General features: G+C 47.5%; 5 protein-coding genes, 1 tRNA gene and 1 riboswitch. Of the genes, 1 reads left to right on the top strand and 5 read right to left on the bottom strand.

Annotated features, from left to right (window positions below):
* Nucleotides 1-144: 144 nt before the first annotated feature.
* A tRNA-Pro gene (locus ABF463_RS12810) sits at nucleotides 145-221 on the top strand.
* A 58-nt stretch (nucleotides 222-279) separates the two neighbouring features.
* Here ABF463_RS12810 and ABF463_RS12805 read toward each other — a convergent pair.
* The 5 genes from ABF463_RS12805 to ABF463_RS12785 form a co-directional block, all read right to left on the bottom strand.
* A complete protein-coding gene (locus tag ABF463_RS12805; protein ID WP_415534143.1) occupies nucleotides 280-1,989 on the bottom strand; it encodes a DUF4368 domain-containing protein in 1,710 nt (569 codons plus the stop codon).
* A gap of 97 nt (nucleotides 1,990-2,086) precedes the next feature.
* Entirely contained in the window at nucleotides 2,087-2,284 is a 198-nt protein-coding gene (locus tag ABF463_RS12800) for a hypothetical protein (RefSeq protein ID WP_266161564.1), read from the bottom strand.
* A gap of 14 nt (nucleotides 2,285-2,298) precedes the next feature.
* Nucleotides 2,299-2,463 (bottom strand): hypothetical protein, encoded by a 165-nt coding sequence (locus tag ABF463_RS12795; RefSeq protein ID WP_415534140.1) that lies wholly within the window; start codon nucleotides 2,461-2,463, stop codon nucleotides 2,299-2,301.
* Nucleotides 2,464-2,831: 368 nt separating this feature from the next.
* Entirely contained in the window at nucleotides 2,832-3,074 is a 243-nt protein-coding gene (locus tag ABF463_RS12790; RefSeq protein WP_415534138.1) for a helix-turn-helix domain-containing protein, read from the bottom strand.
* A 150-nt stretch (nucleotides 3,075-3,224) separates the two neighbouring features.
* Nucleotides 3,225-3,641, bottom strand: coding sequence for an RNA polymerase sigma factor (locus ABF463_RS12785; protein WP_415534136.1), 417 nt, complete (start codon nucleotides 3,639-3,641; stop codon nucleotides 3,225-3,227).
* A gap of 534 nt (nucleotides 3,642-4,175) precedes the next feature.
* Nucleotides 4,176-4,261: riboswitch (cyclic di-GMP riboswitch) on the bottom strand.
* Nucleotides 4,262-4,328: the final 67 nt, after the last annotated feature.

The following is a 4,328-nucleotide window of genomic DNA, read 5'->3' as shown; positions in this document are numbered from 1 at the left end:
ATAAAATTTTTACATTCTTTTGTCGAATTTTGTCTTTTGTTTTATAATTTCCCTGCTATTTGATCTTAAACAGGTTAATTTAGACAATGTATACATTGCTAATTGACAATTAGCGATCACTAGTATATAATGAATTCCGCATCTCGAGGCGTAGCTCAGTTTGGTAGAGTGCTTGGTTTGGGACCAAGATGCCGCAGGTTCAAGTCCTGTCGCCTCGACCATGCCGAGTGTTCTTATAGCATTTGAAAGTGCTGTAAGAACACTCGCTTTTTTATATGCTTATCCTGCCATCTGCGCTTGGGAGTAGCTTACGGCTACTCCTTTTCTCGTCTGTATCAAAACGTCCGGCTCCGACAGAGATGAAATATCCGGTATTTCAATGGAGCCGATACAATTATAATGAATAGTCAACTTCTGAACATATACGCCGTTCACTTTTTCAGCCTGATGAACTTCAATGTGATCGATCAGTTCATTCAGCATACGCGGCGTGAGCTTTCTGGCTCTGGTATATTTACGGACGGTGGTCATAAACATATCTGTGCCCACCGTCCGTCGGCTTTCCTTGTCAAGCTCGGTTCTGAGCGTTTTTATCCGACCTACCAGTCCGCTCTGTTCATCTTCATATTGCTTAGTCATTTTTGAAAACCGTTCGTCAGAAATTTTACCGGCCACGTTATCCTCATACATTCGATCAAACAGCCGGTCAATCTCCTTATCGCGGGCTAATAGTGAATTGTATTCTTTTTGCTTTTTCTGCCGCTCGAGTTCCACAGTTTGCTGAGAATGTCCCATAACCGCTTTGACAAATTCATCCTCATACTTGCTCGCAAATTTTGTGAGCCTGCGGATTTCTCCCAGTACGACCTGTTCCAGAAAGTCCACACGGATGTAATGGGTAGAAGTGCAAGTACCCCGATTGCCTTTGTAGTTGGAACAATTAAAATATTTGATATCCGGATTGCCCTGATTGAAGTGATAATGCAGATTGTGTCCGCAGTCAGCACAGACAAGCAGACCGGAGAACATATTGGTTTCTCCCTCATTGGTTTTCCGCTTGCGGATTTTACCGCGTTTCTGCTGTACCTTTTCCCATGTTGCGCGGTCAACGACCGGATCGTGCACATCCTTAAAGATAACCCAATTGTCACGGTCGTTTTCAATCCGTTTCTTATTCTTGTAAGATTTGCTGTATGTCTTGAAATTGAGTACGTCACCGCAATACTCCTGCAGAGAGAGAATCTTGGTAATGGTAGAACTGTTCCACTTCGTGGGTGGTGCGTCTTTATGCTTGCCGGGGCGGTTGACACCTCGTGTCTGCCAATAAGATATTGGAGTCAGGATACTATCCCTTTCCAGCGCGGCGGCGATTTGTTCCGGCCCAAAGCCGTCCAGCGTCATTTGGTAGATGCGGCGAACGACGACGGCGACTTCCTCGTCCACAATCCAGCGCTTGGAATTGTCCGGATCCTTGATATAACCATAAGGCGGTTGTCCCATCGGTTCTCCGGCATTTCCCTTGATTTTATTGCTTATGCGCCGTTTTTTGCTGATATCACGGGCATACCACTCGTTAAACAGATTGCGAATCGGTGTCAGTTCATTCTCTCCCTCGGCGGTATCCACATTGTCGGAGACAGCGACAAGCCTTATGTCGTGATCGGGGAGAAATTCCTCCGTGAGTTTTCCAACCTCAATGTAGTTTCTGCCCAAGCGCGACATATCTTTTACGAAAACAGCCGCTGCATGGCCTTCCTCAAGTTCTTGAATCATCGCCACAAAACCGGGCCGCTCCATTGTGACACCGGAAATGCCATCGTCCGAGAAGTGGACAAGGTTGGTATATCCCTTTTCTTTGGCAACCTTGATTAAAAGTTTTTTCTGATTGCTTATGCTGTAGCTTTCACCCTCAAGATTGTCATCGCGTGACAGCCGCTCATAAAGAAAGGCTGTGTCTTCCCGGTTCTTTCTCCTATTTGACCGTTTCATAAATTCTCCTTTCCGGCAGTCAAATAAGCAGTATTTACAGGGTAAGGTATATCATATTGACCGCCGATTGTCACGCTTGCCGCATTGTCACTTATTATCAAAGCCGATCTGCGTCGGCCCTCATCAGTTTCATTAAAATGGTTCCTAGTGTGTCATGCCCTTCTGTTTGAAAAACGGGTTCGACAATGAAAGTCTTGCCGTTCACCTTATAGGTAGATGTTTTATCTAAACGATTGTGTCCGGAAGCGCCGGGCGGTATATTGCTGTTGCAGGCAGCAAATTTCGCACTTCTCATCGTAATACCTCCGTCTAAATAAAAACAGCCGCGCCGTCTATTTTCATATTTGCATAGCTCGACAGGGCAATGTATGGAATGACGGCGTCGCTTTTTTTCGTAATTACAAACAGATAACCCGGACGGGCGGCGGCTTGTCCGCCCCGTAGGAATTTCACCTTTCCCCATTCTGATGGCAAAGCGTCCTCATTGCCTGCGACGGCTCACGGCCTAAATGGCCGCTTCACGCTCGGACTGTGACTGAACGCAAGTATCCGGGTTTGTGTGCTTTATCCGGCGGGGCCAAGTCCCGGCCCGCCTGCGGCATGAGCCTTGTCGCTCGCTCCATCCTCTGGCAATGGAGGTCATGGCGGGCCTGTCGCTCGGCACACGTACCCTTCGTATCCGGGTATCTTTTTATTCAGCTTTCAAAGTACAGCGAGGAAAAAGTATCCTCTACTTATTAGGACGGAAAAAGGCGTTTTGTGGCCTCCCTCCTCCGGCAATTTTGCAAAAAAACATCCCGCAGCTTTTTTAAACTGCGGGATACCTTTTTTATATCGACAAGCTATTCAATTTCCGGCGAAAGATTTCGGAACAAATCGCAATCGTAAAAATCTATAATACACAAATCCAATCCGTCACACAGCTTCTTGACCGTGACCGCACTCACATCCCGGCGCTCCGGCTGCAACATGCTGTATACGGTCGAGGGCGTGACGCCAGCCAGCCGCGCAAGCTGCGTATAAGATATGCCGCGCTCCGCGCATAATTGCCGGAAGCGTTCCGCAATCGCGTCTTTAATCTTCATTCCCTCACCGCCTTTTCCGTAATCTCAAAACAAGCATAACAATTTACACGCAGTAACGTATACGCGCTTGCGTGTAATGCGCTTTTCTGTTAAACTGATTCTAAAAAGGAAACGGCCCCGTCCAATGACGGGGCCGCCCGGAAATGCCGGTTATTCGGTGAGATACTTTTGCAGTTGGATAAGGGCACGCTCAACGGAACGGCCTACCGTTCTGAAATCGACTTGTTCCAGCTTGGCGATCTGGCGGTATGTCAGGCTGTTCACAAAATGCAAAAGCAGCCTCCGGCGCTGTGCTTCGGGAAGCTTGCCGATAGCCGCATAAAGCTGCCGGTAGCTTTCCATTTTCATTACGAGATCGGCGGTGTCCACCTGTGGATGATTCATAGCCGCGTCGCTCAAACCGCCTATGAAATCCACGTAATCAAGATGTCGCCTGTCTTGCCGCCTTTGGGAACGGATTTGCCGGTCGGACTGCTCCAACAGTTCTTTGACCGGGGTTGAAACTTCAACACAAATCCTGTTTCCATTGGCGGTTTTGTATGTGATCGTTACAAGGTGCTTGTCCATTATGTTACCTCCGTTCAGTTTAGTCGTGGGTTGACGGCTGATGAACGGAGGGCGGCGGAGAACGGCAACCGGGGAAGATGTACCGCGAAGGCCCAGCGCGAACTTCGGGCCAACTTGGCCCGAAGTGATGGGACTTATCCCGCAATACCGCAAAAAGGAATAAAAAAGCACCTGTACGGGGAGGCCCCCGCAAGGTGTTGGATGGGAAATGAGCGCAGTATTCGCCCACAATTGTTTCTGAAACTTTTTTGAAGTTGTAAAAGATTAAGCTGTCAGCTAAGCCAAACCGTTACGACGGGGTAACGGTTCCTCCCATACGAGAAACAGCGACTTCGGGCACATAAAAGCCTCCTGTCCCAAAGCCGCCGATAAAAAAGAGCGCAGTTATTACGCCCTCCGTAATCTCATTTTTGAAAAAGGACACGGCGGCTTTAATCGCATTTTTAAGATATGAATTTGTTCATCGGGCCAAATTGGCCCGATGTAAACTATGAAACATAAAGAGGTCAGAACCATCGCGGGTTCTGGCCTCTTTCTTGCAACCCGGCTGTCATAGTATAAACACCTTAGACCCGCAGCTTTGCGCCCCACGCCTTTCGACGGGTTTGCTTAAAATATTCATTTTTGCTATAATTATAAATTTACTACTTTAAGATTGTTCTTATTTTTGTTCAAATTACTATTTGT

Source organism: Ethanoligenens sp., assembly GCF_047718355.1.
Lineage (GTDB): Bacteria > Bacillota > Clostridia > Oscillospirales > Ethanoligenentaceae > Ethanoligenens.
This window is presented reverse-complemented; position numbering and strand designations above follow the sequence as displayed.